This window comes from Sphingobacterium gobiense (assembly GCF_002980575.1).
Lineage (GTDB): Bacteria > Bacteroidota > Bacteroidia > Sphingobacteriales > Sphingobacteriaceae > Sphingobacterium > Sphingobacterium gobiense.
Map to the genome: position 1 here is coordinate 227,057 of NZ_PVBS01000002.1, position 25,693 is coordinate 252,749.

At 43.4% G+C, this 25,693-nt stretch carries 17 protein-coding genes; 12 read left to right on the forward strand and 5 right to left on the reverse strand.

What is annotated here, in order from left to right; translation table 11 throughout:
• Positions 1–24: 24 nt before the first annotated feature.
• Positions 25–1,188 (reverse strand): dicarboxylate/amino acid:cation symporter, encoded by a 1,164-nt coding sequence (locus C5749_RS10165; protein ID WP_105725709.1) that lies wholly within the window; start codon positions 1,186–1,188, stop codon positions 25–27.
• Positions 1,189–1,237: 49 nt separating this feature from the next.
• Here C5749_RS10165 and rlmN point away from each other — a divergent pair, with 49 nt between their 5' ends.
• A complete protein-coding gene (gene rlmN, locus C5749_RS10170; protein ID WP_105725711.1) occupies positions 1,238–2,296 on the forward strand; it encodes a dual-specificity RNA methyltransferase RlmN in 1,059 nt (352 codons plus the stop codon).
• 190 nt (positions 2,297–2,486) lie between these two features.
• Positions 2,487–3,179, forward strand: a complete 693-nt coding sequence (locus C5749_RS10175) for a ComF family protein (RefSeq protein WP_105725713.1) — start codon at positions 2,487–2,489, stop codon at positions 3,177–3,179.
• Positions 3,180–3,206: 27 nt separating this feature from the next.
• Here C5749_RS10175 and C5749_RS10180 read toward each other — a convergent pair whose 3' ends face one another.
• Positions 3,207–3,590, reverse strand: a complete 384-nt coding sequence (locus C5749_RS10180; protein ID WP_245893704.1) for a VanZ family protein — start codon at positions 3,588–3,590, stop codon at positions 3,207–3,209.
• A 209-nt stretch (positions 3,591–3,799) separates the two neighbouring features.
• Between C5749_RS10180 and C5749_RS10185 the strand changes: the two genes are divergently transcribed.
• The 6 genes from C5749_RS10185 (at position 3,800) to C5749_RS10210 (ending at position 12,893) form a co-directional block, all read left to right on the forward strand.
• Complete coding sequence (locus tag C5749_RS10185; RefSeq protein WP_105725714.1) at positions 3,800–4,135, forward strand: PadR family transcriptional regulator; 336 nt, start codon at positions 3,800–3,802, stop codon at positions 4,133–4,135.
• Positions 4,136–4,168: 33 nt separating this feature from the next.
• Positions 4,169–5,917, forward strand: a complete 1,749-nt coding sequence (locus tag C5749_RS10190; protein ID WP_105725716.1) for a PspC domain-containing protein — start codon at positions 4,169–4,171, stop codon at positions 5,915–5,917.
• A gap of 3 nt (positions 5,918–5,920) precedes the next feature.
• On the forward strand, positions 5,921–8,329 hold the full coding sequence (locus C5749_RS10195) for an outer membrane beta-barrel family protein (protein WP_105725718.1): 2,409 nt from the start codon (positions 5,921–5,923) through the stop codon (positions 8,327–8,329).
• 63 nt (positions 8,330–8,392) lie between these two features.
• The gene (locus C5749_RS10200) at positions 8,393–9,220 is read left to right on the forward strand and encodes an SMP-30/gluconolactonase/LRE family protein (RefSeq protein ID WP_105725720.1); all 828 of its coding nucleotides are present in this window, start codon (positions 8,393–8,395) and stop codon (positions 9,218–9,220) included.
• A gap of 5 nt (positions 9,221–9,225) precedes the next feature.
• Entirely contained in the window at positions 9,226–11,547 is a 2,322-nt protein-coding gene (locus C5749_RS10205; RefSeq protein ID WP_245893705.1) for a glycoside hydrolase family 95 protein, read from the forward strand.
• A 44-nt stretch (positions 11,548–11,591) separates the two neighbouring features.
• Positions 11,592–12,893 carry a UDP-N-acetylmuramoyl-tripeptide--D-alanyl-D-alanine ligase gene (locus tag C5749_RS10210; RefSeq protein ID WP_105725724.1) on the forward strand — a complete coding sequence of 434 codons (1,302 nt, stop codon included), beginning with the start codon at positions 11,592–11,594 and terminating at the stop codon, positions 12,891–12,893.
• Between the two features lie 13 nt (positions 12,894–12,906).
• Here the strand turns inward: C5749_RS10210 and C5749_RS10215 are convergent, their stop codons facing one another.
• The 3 genes from C5749_RS10215 to uvrA all read right to left on the reverse strand — a co-directional run bounded on the left by C5749_RS10215 (position 12,907) and on the right by uvrA (position 17,872).
• Positions 12,907–13,341 carry an RrF2 family transcriptional regulator gene (locus tag C5749_RS10215; protein WP_105725726.1) on the reverse strand — a complete coding sequence of 145 codons (435 nt, stop codon included), beginning with the start codon at positions 13,339–13,341 and terminating at the stop codon, positions 12,907–12,909.
• Positions 13,342–13,406: 65 nt separating this feature from the next.
• A complete protein-coding gene (pafA, locus tag C5749_RS10220; protein WP_105725728.1) occupies positions 13,407–15,044 on the reverse strand; it encodes an alkaline phosphatase PafA in 1,638 nt (545 codons plus the stop codon).
• An 11-nt stretch (positions 15,045–15,055) separates the two neighbouring features.
• Positions 15,056–17,872, reverse strand: a complete 2,817-nt coding sequence (gene uvrA, locus C5749_RS10225) for an excinuclease ABC subunit UvrA (RefSeq protein ID WP_105725730.1) — start codon at positions 17,870–17,872, stop codon at positions 15,056–15,058.
• Between the two features lie 121 nt (positions 17,873–17,993).
• Between uvrA and C5749_RS10230 the strand changes: the two genes are divergently transcribed.
• The 4 genes from C5749_RS10230 to C5749_RS10245 all read left to right on the forward strand — a co-directional run bounded on the left by C5749_RS10230 (position 17,994) and on the right by C5749_RS10245 (position 25,681).
• The gene (locus C5749_RS10230; RefSeq protein WP_105725732.1) at positions 17,994–20,291 is read left to right on the forward strand and encodes a family 78 glycoside hydrolase catalytic domain; all 2,298 of its coding nucleotides are present in this window, start codon (positions 17,994–17,996) and stop codon (positions 20,289–20,291) included.
• Between the two features lie 134 nt (positions 20,292–20,425).
• On the forward strand, positions 20,426–21,010 hold the full coding sequence (locus C5749_RS10235; protein ID WP_105725733.1) for an RNA polymerase sigma factor: 585 nt from the start codon (positions 20,426–20,428) through the stop codon (positions 21,008–21,010).
• A 58-nt stretch (positions 21,011–21,068) separates the two neighbouring features.
• Positions 21,069–22,265: a FecR family protein gene (locus C5749_RS10240; protein WP_105725735.1), complete on the forward strand. Its 1,197-nt coding sequence runs from the start codon at positions 21,069–21,071 to the stop codon at positions 22,263–22,265.
• 188 nt (positions 22,266–22,453) lie between these two features.
• Positions 22,454–25,681 carry a SusC/RagA family TonB-linked outer membrane protein gene (locus C5749_RS10245; RefSeq protein WP_105725737.1) on the forward strand — a complete coding sequence of 1,076 codons (3,228 nt, stop codon included), beginning with the start codon at positions 22,454–22,456 and terminating at the stop codon, positions 25,679–25,681.
• Positions 25,682–25,693: the final 12 nt, after the last annotated feature.

The following is a 25,693-nucleotide window of genomic DNA, read 5'->3' on the forward strand; positions in this document are numbered from 1 at the left end:
TGGAGGCGGTTCTCGTCCGCTAGATCACGAAGGTTTTTTATAAACGGTATCAAGAATAACCGCGATCGCGCCGTCTCCCGTCACATTGCCGGCTGTACCGAAACCGTCCATAGCGATATAGAGCGAAATCATTAAGGCTTGATCTTCAGTGTTAAATCCCAACATCGAAGAAATAAGACCTATGGCTGCCATAATCGCACCGCCCGGTACGCCGGGTGCAGCAACCATCGTAATACCGAGCATACAAATGAATCCTGCCATTTGGAAAAAATCAATCGGTATACCTTGCAATAACATCAGTGCGACAACACAGGAAACGATTTTAAGCGTGCTTCCCGCTAGATGTATAGTCGCACAAAGTGGTATCACAAAGCTGGCAATACTTTCTTGAACACCCGTTTTCTTGGTCTGTCCAAGTGTTACCGGGATGGTAGCTGCCGACGATTGCGTGCCTAATGCAGTAAAGTAGACGGGAAGCATGGTCTTCAATAAGCGGAAGGGATTTCTGCCTGAAATGGCACCAGCGATGATAAACTGCAGCAAAAGCCATACGATGTGCATCAAAAAGATAACGCCTATAACTTTTAAAAACACATGGAAAATGATGGCAATTTTTCCCGAGTAGGTCATGTCCAAAAAAATACCGAATATGAACAATGGTAATAGCGGAATAATGAGCTTCTCGATGAGGAACGATATTACTTTTTCAAAATCTTCGGCGATATTTAACAAGCTGGATTGCCTAAACTGTGTTAAACCTAAGCCAAATAGAAATGCAAATATGAGTGCCGGCATGACGTCGAAAAAAGGAGGAAACTCCATCTGGAAAAATGGAGAAAGCACTACCGCGCTTTCCATCGGTGGTGCTGCTATTTGATCCCCCAACAAACGAGGAAAGATAGTGATACTGGTCAGGTAAGATGAAAAACCCGCTGCTAACGTCGATCCGTATGCGAGTAGTACGGTGTATAAAAGTAACCTTCCTGCCGATTGGCCTAGCTTGGCAATGGCCGGGACAATAAGGCCGACGATAATAAGCGGAATTAAAAATTTTAAAAGTTCATCAAACAAGCCATTGAAAGTAGCGAAGATGCGTCCTATCCATGTTGGTACAACAAGGCCCAATGCCGTACCTAATACGATAGCAACGACAACCCTGAATAGTAAGTTACCGGCGATTTTTTTCATGCGCTAAAATACATTTTATTTTTGCAAAAATTTATTTCCCTATCTTTGCATGGTGGTACAGCAGAGGAAATTAATAGATATCAGAAGTTTAAGCTTGTTGGATTTAAAAGATAAGCTTACGGCAATGGGCGAGCAGGGATTTCGGGCAAAGCAAGTGTATGAATGGCTATGGTCTAAATCATGTACGGATTTCGACCAGATGACGAACCTGAGTAAGGCATTGCGTGAGACGCTTAAGGATAATTTCGAGATACGTGATGTTAAGATCCGAGAATCACAAGTAAGTTCGGACAAGACCATTAAAAGTAGTTTTACCCTGTATGATGGAAATGTGATTGAAGGCGTTCTGATTCCTACGCCGGATCGAATGACAGCTTGTGTAAGTTCGCAGGTAGGATGTAGTTTGACCTGTAAATTTTGTGCAACGGGTTATATGGAACGTAAACGGAACCTACAAGCCGACGAGATATACGATCAAGTGGTATTGATCGCCAAACAGGCTGAGGAAAAGTATAATCAGCCATTAACCAATATCGTCTACATGGGAATGGGCGAGCCTTTGTTAAATTACAGCGGTATGATGAAATCGGTAGAGCGTATTACAGCTCCTGATGGATTGAATATGGCGGCGAAGCGTATCACGGTATCCACAGCGGGTATCGCCAAGATGATTAAGAAATTAGGAGACGATGAAGTGCGTTTTAATCTAGCCCTGTCACTACATGCCGCAAATGATGAAAAGCGGAATCAGATCATGCCGATCAACGAACAGAATTCCTTGCAAGCATTGGCAGACGCATTGAAATACTACTACGCAAAGACCAAGAATCCGGTCACATTCGAATATATTGTGTTCCATCATTTTAATGATGAATTGCAGGATGCAAAGGAGCTTGCCAGATTTTGTAAGCATGTACCTTGCAAAGTGAACATCATTGAATATAACCCTATTGCCTTAGCTGATTTTGTGAATGCCGATGCAGATAAAATCGACCAGTTTGCAGCGTATCTGCGTAGCCAGGATATTGTGACTAACGTCCGTCGGAGCCGGGGGAAAGATATCGATGCTGCTTGTGGCCAGCTTGCTATTAAAGAAACCGTAGTCTAGAGAGTAAAGAACAAGGATAGGAGATGCACTATCCCTTCATTAACACCTAAATGTGGCATCCGGATGTTTTACAACTGTAGAAATTCATCCTTAGCACTATCCAATATGTAAAATATCCGAAGCCACGAGGTTTTTGCTTCTTTTTTACGAAAAAAAAGAAGTAAATTTATATACACCAATTGTAAACAGTATGCAAATAAAGTCGTATTGGGAAAGTTTTGTATCTATCTTATTCCCGCCATTGTGTGTTTCCTGTGAAAATGTATTGTTGTACCAAGAAGAATTTATGTGTACAACCTGCCGATTTCATTTACCTATCAATGATCATTATCTGTTCATGCAGAATGAATTAACGCAGCGTCTTTTGGGCAAAGCTCCTATTAATACCGGTGCAGCTTACCTTTCATTTTCAAAATCTTCGTTAGTACAAGCTATAGTCCATAAGTTGAAATATCGTCAGGATTATCGTATCGGAACGTATTTTGGGAGGTGCTTCGGCATGGATTTGCTTACTTCGCCATTTTATGCTGATATTGATGTGGTTGTCCCACTGCCACTCCATCAGAAGAAAAAGCGAATTCGCGGATATAACCAGAGTGATTATATTGCGCAAGGCGTTGCCGAGGCAATGTCATTGCCTTTAAATCGGTCGGATTTCGTACGCCTTGTAAATACAGAAACACAAACGAAGAAAAGCCGCTTAGAGCGCCACGATAATGTCGAAGATGCTTTTACCTGTGTTAGACCTTCAGCCTTTGACTGTAAGCATATATTATTGGTGGACGATGTTTTCACAACTGGAGCTACTGTTGCTTCTGCTGTGCGAACGCTGACAGACCAGTGTAACTGTAAAGTTTCTGTTGCTGTATTAGCGATCGCATAGATCCATCTGATTGCTCACGGAGATCAATCAAAACGTGGATCTCCGATAGAACAAAATGTAGCTAAAAAGAGCCATTCCTATCCCAACGTAATCAGCAAAAATATCCCACCAGTCTGCTTGGCGTCCTTCGGAAAAGAAATACTGAATAGCTTCTGTGCCGAAAGCGAAGATACTGGCAATAAGAAACGTAATGATGATCGCTTTTGTTTTGGTGGACCTGTGGAGTGATTGTGCTATAGAGCCAAATAACAACAATGCCGTAAAAACGAAAAAGAAGCCACAATGTACCAATTTATCAAACCCTTCAAAAAATCCAACGCTCGGTATATCGTTTGAAGGTAATCCCATGAGGAGGAGCATAATTGACCCCCAAGCGATTGCCCATATATAGTTAAACAACTTTCTCAACATGGGGGGTAAAAGTCGTATTAATTAGGGAACTTTCAAAAAAAATCATATTAAATCGTGGTTAATGCGGAGACTTTATAAAAATACGACATCGCCTTTCTGCTTATATAAAAATTAATTAGCTGGCAGTCAGGTTTTTGTGATTTTATTTTTAATTTTTATAGTACTATGTATTGCATAGTACAGTATAAAACCTATATCTTTGTCATGTTATGATAGCAGAAAATACACAAACCCAGATGCGGAAGGGAATATTGGAATACTGTATCCTTTCGATAATTTCCCGAGGGGAGATTTATGCTTCAGACATTATTGGAGAACTAAAAAAGGCTCAATTGCTGGTCGTGGAGGGCACGTTGTACCCTTTGCTCACACGTTTGAAGAACAATCAATTGCTGAGTTATACCTGGAAAGAGTCTAGTTCCGGTCCTCCTCGTAAATATTATCAGATTACAGCAGAGGGACGAGCGGTGTTGGCTAGGCTAGATGTAACATGGAAAGAACTTATTTTTGCGGTGGAGACATCCTTACAGGGACGAAACGATTAATAATACTCATCTACACATATATTAAACGGGGTTATGAACAAGACAATTATTATAAATATCAACAGTATCGTCTTCCATATCGAGGAAGATGCCTACGACACGCTGCGGTCGTACATGATTGACATAAAAAAACATTTTGGAAATACTGCTGAAAGCAAGGAAATTCTGGAGGACATTGAAAATCGGATTGCCGAAATGTTTAATGAACGTATCCAGACAGGACGTAAAGAGGTGATCAACCTAGGCGATGTCCAGCAAGTCATCGAGCAAATGGGCAGCGTAAGCGATTTTGAAGAAAGCGAAGCCGCACCAGCAGAAGAGGGCTTCCATGATGAACAACAGACGAGACAAGCACCTCATGTAGAATATGTCGGTAAAAAACTGATGCGCGATCCGGACGACAAAATGCTCGGTGGGGTGTGTAGTGGTTTGGCACATTATTTTGGAATAGAACCCGTTTGGATTCGTATTTTATTGGTGCTTTTTGTCCTAATCGGTGGTTCCGGTGTTTTGGCATACATTATCTTATGGATTGTTATGCCCATCGCGGAAACCCGTGCTGATAAAATGGCTATGCGAGGGGAGGAGCCCAATTTACAGAATTTTAAAAAATCGTACGATGAAAAAGCTAAAGGATTTTCAGAGACACTATCTGGAACGGGTGAACGCATTGGCCGCGGTGCCCGTACCGCGGGTAATCTCGTCAGCGGCTGTCTAGGGCTGATCGGGAAGATGATTGCGTGGATTATGCTCATCTTTGCGGGGCTAAACCTACTAGGGTTGTTTATCTTTTACATGTTTAATATGATGAACTTCTTTGGGCTCGAAAATCCGATGTTTTTCCCGCCATTGAAAGGATTGGCGACCAATGACGGCATCATTGCATTGACCTTTGGCTTCTTAGCAATTGCTATCCCTTTTTTCGCCCTGTTTTTCTGGCTTATACGCGTATTGTTTAAAACGGATAAACTAAATAGCTACCTCTCACTGACCATGTTTGCGGTATGGATTGTATCTATCGTTGGGATTGTCTACTATTGTATAGCTGCGTCCCAAGATTTTCGAGAAGAGAGTACAATTAATGTGCAAAAGTACATACAACCACAAGAAATTTATTATTTCACAGAGAAAGATATACGTGTCTTAGATGCTAATGAGCAGGACTCTTTGAAATCGAAATTCAATATCCAACTAGACGGACAAGATTTGCGAAATTACCTGCATCGTGATATCAGTATCTATTTTGAAAGTATCGATTCACTAAGCCAACCCTATATACAATATAGTTATTCCGCGAAAGGAAGAACTTATCAATTGGCTTCGGAGCGGGCAGATAATATTGCTTATGAAGGTATTCAAGAAGACAAGACTATTTTGTTTCCAAGTCACTTTTTGTTAAAGAAAAATGCTTTAGATAGAGATCAGCGGGTAAGAGTGGTTGTATATCTTCCTCAGGGAGCTAAAGTAGTGCTCCAACGAAACATAGAATCCAAAATTCGTGACATTTCTTACTGGGAGTGTCAAAATAACTATCCTAACGGAAGCCAACAGAAATACACAGAGTGGACGATGTCGAGTACCGGACTGCTATGTGCGCAACCGCCGAAGCCCGAAAAAGAAGAGGAGCAGGAGGAAAAGGAAGAAGTAAAATCCCGCAGAGAAGCTTCGCTAGATAATGTGACGATAAAGAAGGATTCAGTCATCCGCATTGACGGCTCTAACGTGACAATTGAAGTAAAAGACAAAAACGTAAAAATAAATACCAAAAAAGAAGAAAGCTAATTTATGCGCGCGATTTTAAATATATGTTTTCTCCTCGTTACTGTATTGACAGCACAGGCACAACAAGGGGAGGTAGGCGGCCGTGTTTTGAATGAACAGCTAGAACCGCTGGCGAACGTGTCCGTTTACTTGCTAACGGCAAAAGTGGGTGCTCTTATCAAAACAGAGATAACCGACGAGCATGGACGATATGTCATAAAAAATGTACCTTCTGGTGAATTTGTGGTGCAGGCTTCATCTGTAGGATACGAAATAGGTAAATCTTCATCATTAAATGTAACAGGGCAATCGGTTATTGTAGACGATATCATATTAAAAGCCAATCAGCAAACAATCGATGCGGTAACGGTGGAAGGACAGGTGCCACTCGTTCAACAACGGGATGGAAAGCTGATCTTGAACGTAGAAAACTCGACGCTCGCGGCAGGCAATAATGCATTAGAAGTGGTGCGACGTGCACCCGGTGTAAGCGTTGACAAGGATGAGAATCTCCAGTTAATGGGACAACAAGGTGTAAATGTAACGATTGATGGCAGGCAAACTTATATGAGTGGCGAGCAGCTGTCGACGTTCCTTAAATCTATGAACGGCGACCAGATTAAAAGCGTGGAAGTTAGTACGATAAGAAGTGCAAAGGAAGATGCGGAAGGAACGGTGGGCTCCATCAACATCGTCTTGAAAAAGAATAGACTTGAAGGTTTCAACGGGTCGTTTCTGGCCAGTGGGGCACATGGTAAGCATGCCCGGGGAAATTCGTCACTGAATCTCAGTTATAAGAAAGACAACACGACTGTTTTTGGAACATATGGTTTCACTCGTAATAAGAGGCAATTTGATTTGGGATTGGAGCGAAAAATTCCTTCTGAAGAGGTCGGTGACCGGGTTTTTGATCAAGACGCTAGCTTGGTGGAAACCAATAAAACCCACAATTACAGAATAGGGATAGAGCAGAAGACATCTGAAAGAAACACCATGCTATTGCAATTTTCTGGCGATAACGATAAGGAAAGCTCTGTTAATGCGAGTTTAACCAATATTGGTCCAGCGTTGGGTCTTGTTGACTCGGTCTTACGTACGGTAACGAATAGTAGAACGCCTTTTAACCGGTACTCCCTGAACTTTAACAATGAACTTCAGCTGGATACCTTAGGCGGAAAATTGATATTTGACTTTGATTGGACAGCATTTCGCAACGATGCCGATATTGATTACGACTATAAAACCTATCTTCCAGACGGGAATCTGTCTTATGCTCCCGAAAAATGGCGGACGGGGATGCCAGTTGATATTGATATTTATGTTGGAAAAATCGATTTTATTAAAAAGTTAGGGAAAGGAAAGCTAGAATCGGGACTAAAATATAGTCGCGTAAAATCAGATAATAATTTAGCTTTTGAAAGATTTGTCGATAATACCTGGGAGGATTTTGAGGGGCGCCAAAATCATTTTATCTACACGGAGGAGATTGCTGCCGGCTATTTGGATTATAACCGCTCTTTCGGAGCGACCGATATCAAGTTAGGTGTCCGGGCAGAGTATACTTTTTCGGATGCCCATTCGGTCACCAACGGCGTAACAAATAAACGCGATTATTTAGACTTTTTTCCTTCAGCGAGTATCTCTCACGCGGTTAACGAGAACAATATTGTTTCATTAAGTTATGCGCGAAAGATCTCGAGACCAAACTATCGGTATCTGAATCCAATGCCCTATTATATAGACAAGTTTACGTTTATGTTAGGAAACCCGTATCTCCGACCGCAGTACACAGATGGATTTACCTTAAATTATACGCTCTACAAAATGTTTAATATAACACTGGGTACGGATATCACAAACGACGCTATGGTTGAAAGCATGGGGCAAGATGATATTAAAGGCGAGTCTTGGGTGACGCGCGAAAACCTTGCCAGAACAGTGACGTCCTACCTCAATGTCAATGCGCCATTTAGAATTGGAAAAATTTGGACGATGAACAATAACCTGACGACAATTTATATGCATTTTAGAGGCCCGATAGCTGGAGAGTATGCTGACCTAGGTTCTGTTTTCTTTCAAGGCCGTAGCACGAACAATTTTAAGCTGACCAAGGCACTTTCTGCGGAGTTGGCTGTTGATTACAATAGCCCATTCCTCTATAATATTTATAAAATTCATGCACGCTGGGGAACGGATATAGGTATTAATTATAATTTCAAAGACGAGCGGAACTCATTGAAATTGGCAGCAACAGATATTTTCCGAACACAACAAAATAACGTATCCACAGATTTTGGCCAATTCAACTCCATGATCCGGCAGTACAACGACAATCAAACTGTTCGATTAACGTATACTTATAAATTCGGTAATCTGAAACAGCAAATGAAAAAAAGGGGTGAGGAATCTGAAGAAGCAAGCCGCGCCCGGTAGGTCGATAAACCAAACTCCTAAAAAATTGTTATCTTGTATGGGTTTAAAATAAAAATTATACAAATGAAACGATTACTTCTTTTTTCTTTAGGAGTGGCATTGTCTACGACGGCATTTGGCCAGCATCAATTAACGGAATTGTGGGAAACGAAAAATCTACCGGTTCCCGAGTCTGTGCTTTATCATGCCGGGAATGATGTTTTATACGTGTCATTGATTGACGGCGAGGGTGCGACAAAAGACGGGCAAGGCGGTGTTGCTGTGTTAAATCTGGATGGCAGCGTGAAGAATCAAAATTGGGTAACTGGGATGAATGCCCCCAAAGGGATGGCTAGTTACAAGGATTTATTATATGTGGCTGATATTACCGCTGTTGCGGTTATCGATATGGTGACGGGTAATGTCGTGAATGAAATTGAATTTCCGGGAGCTGTTTTCCTGAACGATGTGACAGTAGATAATGATGGCGTGGTTTACGTATCAGATACGCGTACCGGGACTATTTACCAGATGCGAAATAACAAGCCAACGGTATTTCTAGAAAATGCATCGAATGTCAACGGGTTGAAATTTATGAAAGGAAATCTGTATGCTTTGGTAGGGCCGGAATTATGGAAAATCGATGCCAACAAGAAAAGCACAATTCTCGCAAAAGGCTTTGAGCTGGGAGGTGATGGGCTGGAGCCAGTCGGTAACAACGGAGATTTTCTTGTTACATGTTGGGGAGGCCTGGTATATTATGTAAAAGCTGATGGCTCTTTTGAGAAACTGATGGATGTGCGAGGGAAAATGAATACAGCAGATTTAGGTATACATCCCGAGACAAATACAATCTACATTCCCACGTTTAATAGCAATAGCGTCAAAGCTTTTAAGTTCGATAAAAAGTAAAAAGGTTGAAAGTCGTAAGTTTGATCATCTTTTTTCACCTCGTCTGCAATCTGTGTGCGCAGGATTTGACGATGTGGTATGATAAACCCGCGGTCCGTTGGGAGGAAACCCTACCGCTGGGTAACGGTCAGATTGGCATGATGCCTGACGGGAAAATTCTGGACGAGTCCATCGTATTAAACGAAATATCCATGTGGTCGGGAAGTCCGGAAGACCCGAATAATGACAATGCATATAAAAGTGTCGATCGTATTCAAAAGCTGTTGATGGCCGGGAAGAACGATGAAGCGGAAATATTGGTCAACAGGAACTTCGTTACGAAAGGGAAGGGCTCAGGGCATGGGAAGGGAGCAGAAATACCCTACGGTTGCTTTCAGAACTTTGGCTACCTCAACTTTTTACATACGATACCAGGCGAGGTTTCGCAGTATAAACGCACGTTGAATCTGGCGAATGCCACAGCAACAACGTCGTTCGAGGCGAATGGTATACGGTACCTGCGCGAATATTTTACCTCGTTTGACGGGAATATCGGCGTTGTCCGCTTATCGGCGAACAAGAAAGGAGCCATTACGTTTGCTACGCATTTTTACAGGGATGAAAATGTGCGTCATATGAACGTGACTGATAACGAAATGACATGGAGTGGCACATTGCCCGACGGAAAAGGAGGGGATGGCTTACGGTTCGCAGGGAAAGTAAAAGTCATTACCAAAGGCGGTAGCCATATGACGCATGACCATCAAGTCATTGTTAAAAATGCGAATGAAGTACTGCTCGTTTTTGCGGCGTCAACGGATTATTATGGGCACCGTCCTGAAGATGCTGTTGAGCATTTGTTGACCAATGCGGCTAAATGGACATATAAAAGTCTGTGGAAAGCACATCGCCAGCAATTCGGAAACGTTTTTGATCGTGTCTCGTTACGTTTGGAAGATAACGGGAAAAATAAAGACATTCCTACCGACCAACGCATCCAGCGATTTTTCGAAAATCCCGCGCAGGATAACGCTATGGCAACTTTGTACTATCAATTTGGCCGATATCTTAGTTTATCCAGTACCGCACCGAAAGCAGAAAAAGCCCTTCCTCCAAATCTGCAGGGTTTGTGGGCACATCAAATTCAAACACCTTGGAACGGAGACTATCATTTGAATGTTAACGCGCAGATGAACCACTGGGGTGTCGAGGTCAATAACCTTTCTGAGTACCATATACCTTTTATTAATTTGGTTAAGCGTATTGCGAAAGAAGGAGAAAAGACAGCCAACGCTTATTACAATGCGCCAGGTTGGGTGGTCTACATGATGACCAACATTTGGGGGTATTCGGCGCCGGGAGAGCAAGCATCGTGGGGTGCAAGTACAGCATCGGGCTGGCTTTGTAACCATTTGTGGGAACATTATCAGTTCACAAAAGACGAAAATTACCTCGCTGAAATATATCCTGTACTAAAAGACGCCGCCGTTTTCTACCATGCGACACTGGTTAAAGAGCCTAAAAACGGTTGGTGGGTAACTGCGCCGTCCGTTTCACCGGAAAACGCTTTCAAGATGCCGAATGGTAAGGTGGCGTCGGTAGCGATGGGACCTACAATAGACAATCAGATCGTACGGGAGCTTTACAAGGCGGTAATCGAAGCAAACGATATACTCCAATTACAGGACCCATTCGTGGTAGATTTGGAACAGCAGCTCCGTGATGTGCCGCCACCGGTGGTTGTCAGTAGCTCAGGGCGTGTGATGGAGTGGTTGGAGGATTACGCAGAAGTTGAGCCTCAACATCGCCATGTGTCACACTTATACGGATTATATCCGGGACATTTCATTTCACCGGTTAGTACACCGGAGTGGGCGGAAGCAGCAAAAAAAACACTGCTTGCCAGAGGCGACGAGGGTACTGGCTGGTCCAGGGCGTGGAAGATTTTGTTCTGGGCTAGACTGCACGATGGCGATCACGCGTTGGAGATTCTTCGGCAATTGCTCAAGCCTGCTTTTAAAAATGAAACAACCTATGAAGGGGTGGGAGCCGGAACATATCCGAATCTTTTCTGTGCACACCCCCCATTTCAGATCGATGGTAACTTTGGCGGTTCCGCGGGAATTGCCGAAATGCTCATACAGTCGCATGACGGTTATATCCACTTGCTTCCCGCGCTACCCAAAGCATGGTACAGTGGTGAAGTGAAAGGATTAAAAGCACGGGGAAATTATATCGTGGACATCCGATGGAAGGATGGTCGCGTAACAAACTTCAAGGTACGCGGCAAAAAGGGTGAAACCGTGGGTATTTTCGTAAACGGGGATAAGATCAAGAAAAAGATATAGTAAGTTTAAGGGGATAAAACTACCTTTGTCTAAAAATAAGCAGCATGACAATCGAGCAGTTATATTCTTTATATAAAGTGCATCAAACGGTATCTACGGACACACGTAATATAACACCCGACAGTATATTTTTTGCCTTAAAAGGAGAACGGTTTAATGCAAATGAATTTGCAGCGCAAGCGTTAGAAAGTGGCGCCAAATGGGCAGTTGTTGATGAAGCAAAATATGCAACGGATGAACGCTATATTCTAGTGGAAGACGTATTGACCACCTTGCAAGACCTAGCTCGATATCACCGTGGCCAGCTAAACATACCATTTATCGGGATCACCGGAACAAACGGAAAAACAACGACCAAAGAGTTGTTATACGCCGTGTTGTCCCAGCGTTTCAAGACCTATGCTACTAAAGGAAACCTGAATAATCATATTGGTGTTCCACTAACGTTGCTTTCCATAGATGACAGCGTGGAGCTAGCGGTTATTGAGATGGGTGCAAACCATCAGCAAGAGATTGCTTTTCTTTGTAATATTGCCGCGCCGACACACGGGCTGATTACTAACGTGGGAAAAGCCCACTTGGAAGGATTTGGTTCGTTTGAGGGGGTGAAGAAGGCGAAAGGAGAACTATATGATTATCTTCATACCCATGATGGTGTGTTGTTCTTGCAAGGAGATAATGAACATCTGCGAGAAATGGAAATGCAGCGGGGTATTTCAAAGGTTGTACGGTATGGTTTCTCGTCAACAAACAATATCGTGGGGCAACTTAAATATGCTAACCCCTTACTTTCCGTTTCTTGGAAAACACGGGAGAGCACTACGGATCATCTTATACAAACGCAATTGACGGGCTCCTATAACACCGAAAATATATTAGCGGCGATTGCGGTAGGGCATTTTTTCGGCATAGATGATCACCATATCAACCAAGGGATTGAGGCGTATGCACCTTCTAATAACCGTTCTCAAATTACCAAGACGATACACAATACTATTATTGCCGATTATTATAACGCAAATGTAAGCAGTATGGAAGCTGCGTTGGCGAATATGGCAGTTATCGAAGCGGATCACAAAGTAATCGTATTAGGTGATATGTTTGAACTGGGCGACGATGCTGCAAAGGAGCACCAATATGTGGTAAACAAAGCACTAGCCATCGATGCCGATAGGACAATATTTGTAGGAGAGGCGTTCTATGCCCACCAGAATGCAAATGCAGAATTTTACGAATCTACTGATAGTGCAAAAGAAGCGCTCAGAGAACGTCCTGTTATTAACAGCACTATCCTACTGAAAGCTTCTCGAGGAATGGCGTTTGAGAAACTGATGGAGGTATTGTAGGAGGCACTACAGGTTACTCTAAGGACAAATGTTTCTCTTTATTAATAAGTTGCGCTACGCTCGTATCGTTGAGGATCTGTAGCATCGCGTTTCGCACCTCAATAAAGGTGTCCCGAATACCGCAAGCATGCTCTTCTACACATTCCTCACAGGAACGATAAAAATTAAGACTCACACAAGGCAATAAGGCAATTGGGCCATCAATTAATCGCATAACTTGGGAAAGGTAGATGTCTTCTGGCGCTTTATTTAAACTGTATCCCCCGCCGGCCCCTTTTTTAGAGTATAATATACCAGCATTACGCATTTCCAAAAGAATCTGTTCCAAGAACTTCTTCGGAATACGTTCCTCTTCCGCAATCTTGACAATTTGCATAGGTTCTTTTCCGTAGTTACGTCCCAACACCATGAGCGCCTTAATGGCGTATTTTGTTTTCTTAGAAAGCATGCGTTCCCTTTTTTGGATCAATCAATAGTAGCTCAAAGATACGGAAAAAATAATTTGCTCTTGACTTATTGGCCTAATACCTCTACGATAGGCTTTCCGATGTTGCCGTTGGGCTCCATAATATGTAATAACGATGCGAGCGTTGGCGCTATATCTACCACATGTACTTCTTTATTGCTTACACCGTGCTTAATGCCCCAACCCATGAATATCAGTGGAATGTGTGAATCATAAGGCGACCAAACACCATGGGTGGTTCCTGGACTGCGTGGTGTGCCGGCATACCATTGTGGGTCGGCGATAATCTGGATGGCGCCGCTGTGTCTACGGTTATAGCCGTTAATAACTTTCTCTCGCAGCGGAGCAGGAATGAACATGTGCTGCGCTCCCTCCATATCGATGGCATACGCAATACCTTCTTCCTTCTTAAGCGTATTGATAATCGTTTTCTTGACCTCTTTAAGGTTTAGCTGAAGGGAGTCTATGAGGTTATCGTTGAGATGTACTTGATAGTTCATCAGGCTTCTCACGATTTTGTCGCTGCCAAATTTTTTCTGAAGTTCGCTGTTCAGATTACGTTGGATTTGGCGCGTAAATAAATAACCCCCATTGCCTTGTTGGTCCGTATAATACATGGGGTTATAGGAAGCCGCGTGATCGGCCGTTAGGAAAAGAGTATAGTTACCTTTACCGATATGTTTATCTAAATATATCAAAAAATCTGCGATATCTCGGTCAAGACGAAGATAGGTGTCCTCCATCTCTATAGCCGATAGTGAGTAACGGTGTCCGATATAATCCGTTGACGATAAGCTCACGCATAAAAAGTCGGTGGTGCCCGCTGAATTGTTCCCCAACTTTTCCTGTTTGATGGCCGTCTTGGCGAAGTCTAAGGTCAGAGTATTTCCCTGTGGTGTTGTTTTAATAAGCTCATAGCCCGCATCCCTCATGAGTTCGGAGGTCTTTCTAGGAAATGTGGGAGTCTCTTCGCCGGGCCACTTGCCTTCGTAAGGTGTGTCGTCCGCAGTACTATGTGTATAGGTGCCAATAGGGTACAGTGTGTTCCAGTCTTGTTTTAAATAGTTGTCCGCTAGTTTTTGTTTGTTAAAGGTTTCCACCCAATTCGGGAGCTTCTCCATATAGAAAGTGCTTGAAATCCAGTTGCCTGATTTTCCCTCAAACCAATACGCTGCATCGGCAAAATGGCCCGCTGGCAAGATTCCACCACGGTCTTTCATCGAGATACCGATTACTTTAGACCGAAAATTGGTGGCCAGTTTCAGTTGATCGGTCACTGTGGATGCCAATAGGTTACGTGGTGATTGTTGGCCTTCCCTTTCCTGTGTACCTACTCCCCGAACGTTATCATCCTGCGTGCAGTACATCGGTTGTCCTGTTGCCTGTATAATCCAATCGTTTCCGGCAATGCCGTGGATGGCAGGAACGGAACCCGTATAAACAGAGGCGTGTCCTATAGCGGTAACCGTTGGGATATAATTAAGAAGGGTGTTTTCGCACGAGAACCCCTCATTCAGAAGGCGCTTGAAGCCATCATCCCCATAACGGTCGGAAAAGCGGTAAAGGTAATCCCATCGCATTTGGTCGATCATTAACCCTACTACCAACTTGGGGCGGGCGGGCTGTGCATATCCTTGAAGAATTGTAGTTATAGCCAGAAGACTCGTCAAGAAAAATTTCCACATAATAGTTTAGTTTACTGAGAAAGAGTCGATAAAGGTAGGTGATTTTTTAGGTACTTCCCAGTATAAGATTCGTTACATGCTATCAAATCCTCCGGTGTGCCTTCAAAAACGACTTCTCCTCCTTTATTTCCACCTTCTGGTCCGATGTCGATAACCCAGTCAGCTGTTTTTATCATCTCCATATTATGCTCAATAACCAAAATACTGTTACCTAGTGCAATCAGCGCGTCGAAGGCCTTAAGTAATTTGTGGATATCGTGGAAATGCAGTCCTGTTGTTGGTTCGTCAAAAATGAAGAGCGTTTTTTTGCTGTTGTTCCCTTTGATTAAAAAAGAAGCAAGTTTAATCCGTTGCGCTTCGCCTCCCGATAGGGTGCTTGAAGGCTGTCCAAGTTTTACATAACCCAAGCCAACATCCTGTAGTGGTTTAATTTTTGCAATAACTTTAGGAACGTCACCGAAAAACTCCATAGCTTCGTCCACGCTGAGATCTAAGACGTCAGCTACTGATTTACCCTGGTATTCCACATCCAACACATGTTGTTTGAACCGTTTACCGCCGCAAGCTTCACAAGGAAGGACAATATCCGCCATAAATTGCATTTCGATTTTTACCTCACCATCTCCCTGACATACATCGCAACGACCTCCTTCCACATTGAACGAGAAGGCAGAAGGCTTCAAGCCGGATGCCTTCGCCGCGGGCAGGTTAGCATAAACTGACCTTACCTCGTCCCAGCCTTTTACATAGGTTACCGGATTGGAACGAGAGGACCTGCCTATCGGATTTTGATCAATCATCTCGATTTGTTCAATGTTTGTCGTATCGCCTTCGAGCGCATCAAATATACCGGTTTGTTCCCCACTATAATTTCCGATGGCTTTTTGTAAAGCGGGATAAAGAATCCTTTTAACAAGCGAAGTTTTGCCGGATCCTGACACACCGGCTACCACGGTAAATACATTTAACGGAAAGGTTACGTTGATTCCCTGTAAGTTGTTTTCCCGAGCTCCTTTGATCGTGATGGAATCCCGCCATTTGCGACGTGCTTTCGGTATGGGAATAGTCAATTGGCCGTTTAAATATTGCCCTGTCAAGCTGTCTTTATCCTGAAGAATTTCTGAATAAGTTCCGGCAAAAACGAGCTGCCCCCCATTGATTCCCGCTTCTGGGCCGATGTCGACCAAGTAATCCGCCGCTTCCATCATTTCCTGCTCATGTTCTACGACAATCACCGTATTACCTATATCACGAAGCGATTTCAGTACGCCGATCAAGCGCTTTGTGTCACGAGGGTGCAAACCGATACTGGGCTCATCCAATACGTAGATGGAGCCCACCAAGGAGCTTCCTAAAGATGTGGCTAAATTGATGCGCTGCGATTCTCCCCCCGAAAGTGTGTTGCTCAAACGGTTTAGGGTGAGGTAGCTCAATCCCACATCACAAAGGAACTGAAGCCTGTTGATGATCTCGGCAAGCAGTCGCTTAGCGATTAACTGTTCGTGTTCCGTTAATTCAAGCTCTTGGAAGAACTGCAATGCTTCCTCCAAAGGCATTAAAACGACGTCTGTAATCGATTTATCGCCGACCTTTACAAAGGAGGCGTCTTTGCGCAGTCGAGAACCTTTACATTCAGGACAATCTGTTTTTCCGCGATACCGGGATAACATCACCCGATACTGGATTTTGTAGGTCTGTTGTTCCAGTTCTTCAAAAAATTGGTTCAATCCGGCAAAATATTTATTGCCCGACCACAACAGTTCCTGCTGGGCTGAGGTAAGGTCGCCATAAGCGCGGTGTATTGGGAAATCAAATTTAAGCGCGTTGCTTACCAAGCGATTTAACCATTCGCCCATTTTTTCTCCCCGCCACGGTGCGATAGCACCGTCATAAACAGAACGACTTTTGTCAGGGATTACTAAATCGGCGTCTATGCCGATGACCTTTCCATACCCTTCGCAGCGTTTGCATGCACCATAGGGGTTGTTGAAGCTAAAGAAATTTGGTGTGGGCTCTTCGAAGAGGATACCGTCGAGCTCGAATTTGTCTGAATAATGCTGTCTGTCACCATTGATATCGATATAACATTCGCCTTTACCCTCAAAAAAAGCGGTCTGTAGTGAGTCTGCGATACGGCTGTTTGTCTCATCCTGTTTATCCAGCCGGATACGGTCTACGACAATTTGTATTTCTCCCGTCTTAAAATCTTTATTATGTATCGTCGTATCTTCGATAATACTTTCTATCTTCTGTATCTTTTCCTCGAAAAGAACACGTACGAATCCTTTTTGAAGCAGTAAAGACAACTCTTCTTTTAGCTTTCGCTTATTAATCGGTATCAGTTCAGCAAAAATTGTAATCGTGGTATCCGCAGGATAGGCCATCAACTCATCGATAATAGAAGATACGGTATCTTTTGTTACCTGCTCGCCCGAAATTGGGGAAAAGGTTCTGCCAATACGTGCATAAAGGAGTTTAAGGTAATCGTATATTTCAGTAGAGGTACCGACCGTAGACCGTGGATTGGAGGTGATTACCTTCTGTTCGATAGCAATTGCCGGAGCGATTCCCTTAATGTAATCCACTTCGGGTTTATTCATCCGTCCCATAAATTGTCTGGCGTAGGAAGACAGGCTCTCAACGTAACGTCGTTGTCCTTCTGCATACAGGGTGTCGAAAGCAAGAGAGGACTTTCCTGAGCCCGACATTCCGGTGATGACGACTAGTTTGTTTTTTGGGATATCGACATTAATGTTTTTCAGGTTGTTGACCCGTGCACCCTTAATTTGGATAAACGATTTAGCGTTTTGTTCCGATTTTTTTGACATAACCCACAAAGTTAAGGATTTTGTCTGACTCTGCCATCTAGAAAAACGAGCGTTTGTATGGGGATATATTAGTTATTATTCTCATATTTAGGTTTTTAAATCTAAATTTTATTAACAGGTAATGAATGAACATCTTATTATAAAAGTTATTAAAGTTTTTTTGCTAATCTGCGTGACCTGTCAGACGTACGGACAAGATGCCGGAAGCAAACTGCAGGTCGTTAATACGCACTGCGACTTGCTCTGGCAATCCGACTATCAATCGCTGCAAGGATATCGAGTGCAGTCCGAATGGACTCCTCAAGCCTTCGAGCAGGGAGAATCGGTTGTCGTTAAGAACAAAATACCTGTATTCGGATGGATAATGAATGCAAGAAATACCTCCACCCGGCAACAATATTATCAATTGTTGTTGGCAGATAATCTCGACGATATAAAGGAAGGCAGGGGCAACTTATGGAATTCGGGGAAAGTACGGTCGCCCGAATCGACAGCAGTAGTTTACGGAGGAAACGACTTAAGTTCGGGAAACCTTTATTATTGGAAAGTAAAAGTCTGGGATGAGCAGGGAAATGAAAGCGAATATAGTCCTCTTTCCTGTTTTTATACGGGCCAATTTGTGGATGGATACGAAACAACCACTTACCCTTTGCAGCGGACGGATCAAGTCCCTAAGAAACTGATAAAAAAGGATCAAGCGTACTTTGTTGATTTTGAAAAAGCTGCTTTCGGCCAGTTGAGGTTAAATCTTAATAGTCCGGTCGCCGATACGGTTTTGGTCCGGTTCGGTGAAAAAATTACACCGGAAGGGCAAATCGACAGGAATCCAGGCGGCACGATACGTTATCAAGAGTATAAGCTTGCTTTATCTCCGGGGACGAGCAGCTATCTGATCAAATTTAGAAAAGATAGAAGGAATACTGGACAAGCAGCTATCTTGATGCCCGATTATATCGGAGAGGTTCTGCCTTTCCGTTACGTGGAAATTGAAGGCTACGACTATCCTTTACACCATGCTGATGTACAGCGGTCTATGGTGCACTATCCTTTCGACGACAAGGCATCTTATTTCCATTCGTCGAATGAAATCCTGAACCAAATCTGGGACTTAAGTAAATACAGTATTAAGGCTACCAGCTTTGCCGGAATATATGTTGACGGCGACCGGGAGCGCATTCCTTACGAGGCGGATGCCCTTATCAATCAATTGTGTCATTACTGTGTAGACAATGAATTTTCGATGGCCCGGGTTTCCCACGAATATCTACTCTACCACGCCACCTGGCCTACTGAATGGATTATGCAGTCCGTGATTATGGCTTGGAACGATTATCTGTATACCGGTGATCTACGATCGGTGGGCGCCCATTACGAAACGTTAAAAGCAAAGACGTTGACGGAGCTAGAAGATAGCAATGGGCTGATCAGCACCAAAACCGGGAAGCAAAGTTCGGACTTGTTAAAATCGATCAAGCTCCGCAGAGATACTTTACGGGATATCGTAGATTGGCCTCATAGCGGTATCCTTGGCCTTGGAAAAAAGGAACAAGGAGAGACGGATGGCTTTGTATTCAGGCCTTATAATGCGGTCGTCAACGCATATTATTATCGCGCATTGCGCTTGATAGCCAGACTAGCCAAAGAAATGGAAAGAAGTGATGATTTTGACTTCTTTAATGCAAAAGCAGATAAATTGTATGAGGCCTACCAAAAATATTTTGTTGATAAGAAGAGAAAAGTTGTCCTCGATGGAATAGGTACGGATCATTCTGCTCTACATAGTAACATGTTCGCATTAGCTTTCGGTTTGGTGCCCGAAGCATCAAAGAAAGAGGTTGTTGATTATATACGTTCGCGGGGAATGGCCTGTAGTGTCTATGGTAGCCAGTTTCTGATGGATGCACTCTACGAGGCTGGAGAGGGTGATTATGCGTTCCAACTGCTAACAGCAGAAACGGAGCGAAGTTGGTATAATATGATACGGGTAGGAAGTACCATTTCCCTAGAAGCCTGGGATGATAAATACAAACCTAACCAAGACTGGAATCATGCCTGGGGAGCCGTTCCAGCAAATATCATCCCCCGAAAATTGATGGGAATTGAGCCGTTGGAGCCTGGGTGGAGTACATTTAAAATACAGCCACAATTGGCCGACCTTGAATACGCTGAGATCCGCTTTCCCACTATTAAAGGTTATATCGATGCAACATATAGACAATCGGCTAATAAATTCGAAGCCCAGTTGTCGATACCAGCGAATACCGTTGCTGAAATTTACCTGCCACGTAAAAATAGAAAGGTTAAGCCGGTTTTGTATGTGAACGGGAAGGTACAAAAATATGAACGCAGTCAATATTGGATAAAATTGCCAGACCTGGGGACTGGCAATAAAGAAATCATGGTCGTATACCATCCGTAGGAGCAGGATAGTACAGGACAGTTGTTGTTGTTCATTTTGATATTTTTGAGTATCCAGTTGTGTTGGGCAATGTATTCATTGTCATCGTACATTTTATAGTATAAGCCTGCAGTATATGACGCAATCTTTTGGTAATGGCCCAAATTGTAAATACGATATCGGACGTTGAATTTGCGGATTTCAAAATAGGAGACCATAAGGCCTTCCGCAAAGTTTTTGATGCTTATCACAAGTCAATCTATAACTATGCTTATAAGTTTAGTAAAAATCATGAGGAAGCGGAAGAACTTGTCCAGGAAGTGTTTGTTTCCGTATTTCTAAACCGTGACAAGATAGAAAATCCCGAGAGTCTTTATCCTTATCTATTTGTCATCACCAAACGGATAACAATTTCCATTTTCAGGAAAAAGGTGGTGAAATCCAAATTTGACGAGCATTTGAAGCATAGTTGGAAAGAAGCATGTAGAAGTACGGAACACACACTCGATACGACCGAATTAACCAACGTATGGACTAATGCCATTGAGCGCCTGCCCGAAAGGCAACGGGAAGTCTATACGTTAAATAAAATCAAAGGATTATCCTATGAGGAGATTGCGGATAAGATTGGCGTATCCAAATACACGGTTAAGAATCAATTGATCACGGCATCCAAAACGGTGAAACTAATCGTGAAAAATATTTATCTTCTACTTTTTTTATTAAAAATTTTATTTTGATCTAGTCCTTTTGTCTTGCTACCTCGTTTATATTATAGGTAACCAGTAATTATAAACGTTGGAAAAAGGACAACTCATTCATCTCATACAGCAGTATATGGACAATTCCATATCTGACGACAATCTTGTTTTGCTTAAAAACGCGTTGGAGCAGAAAACAGATGAAGATCTTCTATGGGTCTGGGATATCCTTATGGAGTCGTCGGCCGAGACAAAAGGACAAGCCCCAGATTCCGAACATTTATTCCAACGGATTATGTTGGATGAGCGGCTTCAGCCGAATTTTTCTAAAGACACCAAAAAGATTAAAACAACTAAACGTTTAGCCACGCTGGTGGCCGCTGCATGTATCCTTGTCTTTTTAAAGTTTGCAATAGATTTTATAAATGGGCCAGATTCGACGGAGGCAAAACACAGCGTTAAGGATACCATTTCGACTATTAAGCCGGGAGGAAATAAAGCCCGGATTGTTTTGGCCGATGGAACGCAATTAGACTTGGAAGAGTTGAAAAGTGATACCATAATCCAACTGGAGGGCTATTCAGTACATAAGACAGCAGATGGATCCATTACGTACGCAATAACTGGTGAACAAAGGGTGAAAGGCGGCCTATCTAATACCATTATTACCCCAAATGGTGGAGAATATAATGTAACACTATCTGATGGGACAAAAGTAGCGATGAACGCCTCATCCACGCTTCGCTATCCGATCAGTTTCCAGGAGGATGTCCGTCGTGTTGAACTGAAGGGGGAGGCATATTTCGACGTCAGCAAACAAGACAGAGATGGGAAACGGATTCCCTTTATCGTGGAGACGGATCAGCAAATGCTAGAAGTATTGGGTACTGCTTTTAACGTCAATAGCTATGGTGAAACGATTCAAACAACTTTGGTAGAAGGGTCGGTAAAGATCTCTTTCGACAATGGACTAAGTCATGTTCTAAAGCCCAACCAGCAAGCTGTTTATACACGCGAATCAAAAAATATAGCCATCACCAATGTGGATCCATTTTATGTCATTGCTTGGAAAAATGGATCGTTTGCATTCGAAGATGCGTCGATCAATGAGGTTATGGAAAGTGTTGCCAGATGGTATGATGTGGATGTCGTGTTTAAAGATGATTTAAAGGATAAGCAGTTTTCCGGTATGATCTCCAGGTTTGAGGATATTGAGAAATTGTTGAAAACGGTCGAGTTAACGGGAGCGGTAAGGTTCAAAATCAATGGAAGGAGGATTTTGGTTATGAAATAAAAATCAGCAGAATTTGAAGAGCATAACAATCAGGAGCGTTGCGACCGCCCCTGATTAGCCAAGTCCTACGGGCTTGTCGATTGATGTCTTAGCATATAATAGTAAACAACCAATCTTAAATACAAATGTATAAAAATTATGATATACTCACGCCGTTTTGCAGGCGTTTGAAACCTAGATTGTTAGTCATGAAACTATCCTTGATCTTAATGCTTGTAAGCACGCTGCAGGTTAGCGCATTTACGTTTGGTCAAAAAGTGACGCTTAGCAGGAAAAATGCGAAACTAACTACTGTTTTGAAGGATATCCAGAAGCAAAGCGGATATAATATTTTTTACGATAAATCTATCGTTCCGGCAAATGCGTTGGTGGACTTACAGGTGAACGACACCCATGTCGAGAAAGTTCTCACCGGACTGCTGGAGCAGTTTCATATCGGATATAAACTGGTGGACAAGAACATCATATTGATGCGAGAGGAAAATTCTGCGTTAGCAGCCAAAGGCGACATGATACGGATTCAGGAAAGAACGGTGAAGGGTAGCGTGGCGAACCGCGCAGGTGAACCGCTCGCGGGAGTTACTGTTTCGGAGAAAGGAAAGGCCAACAGTACCATGACGGATGAAAGGGGCAATTATATCCTCCGTATAGAAGGCGCCGCCGCGATGCTGCAGTTTTCGTTTGTCGGATATGAAGATCAGGAAATAAGTCTTGGAAACAGAACGGTGGTCGATGTGGTATTAATAGATCGAACGGATGAACTTGATGAAGTTGTTGTGGTAGGGTATGGGACAGTACGGAAGGCGGATTTGACCGGAGCCGTAGCGCAGGTAAAGGCTCGAGAGGTAAATGCCTTTCCTAATGCCAGCGCATTGCAGGCCCTCTCGGGCAGAGCTCCCGGGGTACATATACGCCAGAGTTCGGGTGCCCCTGGTCCCGGTATATCTGTTCGTGTTCGCGGAGGAAATTCTATTCAGGGAAGTAATGAACCGCTGTATGTTATTGACGGATTTCCCATAGCCGGTTCTAATCCCTCCATCGTTAATACCGCTGATATAGAAAGTATCGAGATTCTCAAGGATGCATCGGCTACGGCGATATACGGTTCACGTGGTGCCAATGGTGTCGTGATCATTACAACAAAAAAGGGAAAAGAAGGACGTACAGATGTGTCGTTTGAAACCAGTTACAGTTCGCAGCAACTCATCCGTAAGCTCGATCTCATGAATGCGCAGGAGTATGCACGATTCTACAACGAGCAGGCGACGAACGATAATGTGACACCTTATTTTAATGAAGAAGAGATAAGCGGATTTGGGGAAGGTTTTGACTGGCAGGATTTTGTCTTTAGGAAGGCCCCGATGACTACGGCTGCGCTTGGCATAGTTGGCGGAAATGAGAAAACGCGGTTTTCCATCAACGGTAGCTTTTTCGGGCAAGATGGTATCATTCAAGGAAGCAATTACAATCGTTATTCGTTGCAAAGCAGTATTGATCATAAAATCAACGATAAGATTTCCGTAGAATTGAATACAATCCTCTCGCGTCTGACGACCGAAAGACGAGACAGTGGAGGAGGCAATCGAGGCAACTCCATGATTGCTGCTGCCATTTCTGCTCCACCGATTCTGACACCCTATAACGAAGATGGTTCCTATCGGATACTGCATACAGCTTATCCCTTTCTGGCAACAGATCTGCGCAATCCGATTAACTGGATTAATGAAAGTACCGCACAGACCAAAGCAAACGTAGCATTGATCAATACGGCTGTATCCTACCGGATTACCCCCGAACTTATCTTCAAAGTGGCTGGAGGATTGGAGAACCGCGATGACCGTTCGGATAATTATACGACGACCAAATTTTTTGATAGCCCGGGAATCGCTAATGTATCTTCCACGCAGCAGACCAGCCTGTTGAACGAAAACACTTTAAATTATAACAAAACGTTTAGTGACAAGCATAATCTCGCTGCGGTAGCGGGGCTTACCTACCAGAATTTTATGACGACGGCTGTAAATGCCGGAGGGACGGATTTTCTTTCTGATATCTATGAGACTTACAATTTGGGCGCAGCTGGTACGCCAGGCGTTCCCGGGTCAGCGTATACAAAGTCGGCATTAATTTCGCTCTTAGGGCGCGTCAATTATAGCTACGACGACCGTTATCTCGCCACGATAAGTTTTCGTCGTGACGGATCCTCGCGCTACTCGCCGGGAAGTAAATGGGGGAATTTTCCCTCAGCAGCGCTTGCGTGGCGTATTTCAAACGAAAATTTCATGCGTAATGTTTCGGCCTTTTCAGATCTCAAGTTGCGGGCCAGCTGGGGGCTAACCGGTAGCCAGGCCATTGATCCGTATACTACGCTTAATTTATTGGTCCCAGGTAAGACGATATTTGGTAATGAATATTTCAACACGGTCAGTCCGTTAACACGGCTGCCGAACGACTTAACTTGGGAAACTACGGAGCAGTTTGATCTTGGAGTAGATGTTGGCGTCCTGAATAATAGGGTCTTATTAACCGCGGACTATTACCTGAAGAATACGCGTGATTTGCTGAGTGATGTACGGTTGCCGGCCTCCATGGGCTATACGACAACGATTCGAAATGTCGGCAAGGTACAAAATAGAGGCGTTGAGTTAGGTGTTGAAGCAAGACCTTTTGAAGGCAGTTTTACGTGGAATATCAATGCCAATATAGCCTTTAACAAAAACAAAGTAATCAGTCTATACAACGGCGAAGATGTTCTGCGGGATAATATCGGTATGGTCATCGTGAGCGATGCTACCGGCATATTGAGGGAGGGGCGACCTGTCGGACAGTTTTGGGGTTACATAGAGGATGGTTACGACGAGAAGGGAGACATTATTTATCGTGATGTCAATCAGGACGGTAACATCACATCTGCAGACAAAACATATATTGGAGATGCTAACCCTGATTTTACATATGGCTTTAATTCCGTGATGAATTATAAGAATTTCGAATTTTCGTTTTTTCTCCAGGGAACGTATGGAAATGATATTTTCAATGCGAGCTCTATTACGAATACCATGGACTATGGCTTTGGTCTGAATATGCCCAAAACAGTGTATGAGCATCATTGGACAGTCAATAATACCGATGCTGACTACCCGCGGATCAGTAGATCGACGCCCGTAAAGGTATCGGATCGATTTATAGAGGACGGTTCATTTTTACGACTCAAAAACATATCCTTGGCTTACAACCTACCGCTGCAAGCATGGAATGCGAACAAATTACAGCGGCTGCAGGTCTATGTGAGCGCACAAAATCTACTTACGCTCACCAATTATTCCTGGTGGGATCCGGAAGTGAATTTTCGACTCGACCATAATAGTTACCCGTCTGCGAAATCAGTCACCTTTGGTATCCGTGCCGGTTTCTAACTTTTTACAGTT